We start from the raw sequence: 1295 nt of genomic DNA on the forward strand, positions 1-1295 counted from the left end.
AGCCTTGATCCACCGATGAGCGTCAGCGTGACAGTACGTCATTAAAGACGAAATGCCCGTCTGACCGGGGAGAATGGGACTGTCGAAGGTTCACATTCAGCTCGGTGAGAGGGCATCTCGTAGATGCAAGTTTCCCACAGTCCTACAGCCCTGTCTGTCTCGTTCGACGAGCCGAACCTCGTGTCGGCGGCGGGGCTGGTCCCGGTGATGAGGTTGGCCCGGGATGCAGGGCTCCACGAGCTGGCCGATGATTGGTTGTCGGTGCCCACGGATAAGGGCGCGAACCCCGGTCTGAAGGTCGCCTCCCTGGTGGGCGGAATGGTCGCCGGGGCGGACTCGATTGATGATATGGCTGTGCTGCGTCACGGCGGGATGAAACGGCTCTTCACGGCCTGTTACGCGCCGTCCACGCTGGGATCGTTCCTGCGGTCCTTCACGTTCGGGCACGTGCGCCAGTTGGATGCGGTCGCGTCGCGTTTCCTGGCCAATCTGGCATCCCGGGCCCCGCTGCTGGGATCCCCAGCAGCCAACGACGTGGTGTTCGTCGATGTCGACGACACGATTATCGAGGTCCATGGCTACCAGAAGCAGGGCTCGGGGTACGGGTACTCCGGTGTTCGCGGGCTCAACGCGATCCTGGCTACCGTCTCCACTACAAACTCTGCCCCGGTCATCGCCGCCCAGCGGCTGCGCAAGGGAGCGGCAGGCTCGGCCCGGGGCGCCAAGCGCTTGATCACCGACGCGCTCTCGACCTCCCAGCGCATCGGCGCCGGGAACCAGGTCCTGCTGAGGGCCGATTCGGCGTTCTACGGGCACGCCGCCGTGTCCGCGGCTCTGGCCGGCGGGGCCGAGGTCTCGGTGACCGTACGCATGGACCCGGCCGTCAGACGCGCCATCGCCGGCATCGAAGACAGCGCGTGGACGACGATCGATTACACCGACGCGGTCTTCGATGAAACCACTGACACCTGGATCTCGAAGGCCGAGGTCGCCGAAACACCCTTCACCGCGTTCTCCTCCCGGAAGAAGAGCGAACAGGTTCCGGGACGTCTGGTGGTACGCCGGATCCCGGACCTGAACCCGAACACCACCGACGGGCAGGGAACCCTGTTCGAAACCCACCGGCACCACGCGTTCTTCACCACCATCGAGCCCGCAGTCCTGGACACCGTTACCGCAGACGCCACACACCGGAAACATGCCATCATCGAGCAGGTCAACGCCGACCTCAAGGACAGTGCCCTGGCGCACCTGCCGTCGGGTCATTTCGGGGCCAACAGTGCCTGGCTGGTCAC

At 64.8% G+C, this 1295-nt stretch carries 1 protein-coding gene; it reads left to right on the forward strand.

The window, feature by feature from the left end:
* Window positions 1-123: 123 nt before the first annotated feature.
* The coding region (locus E8P82_RS14930) for an IS1380 family transposase (protein ID WP_136455841.1) at window positions 124-1295 on the forward strand (1172 nt) is incomplete at its 3' end.

The sequence above is a fragment of the Arthrobacter echini genome, from assembly GCF_004803505.1.
Classification (GTDB): Bacteria; Actinomycetota; Actinomycetes; order Actinomycetales; family Micrococcaceae; genus Arthrobacter_D; species Arthrobacter_D echini.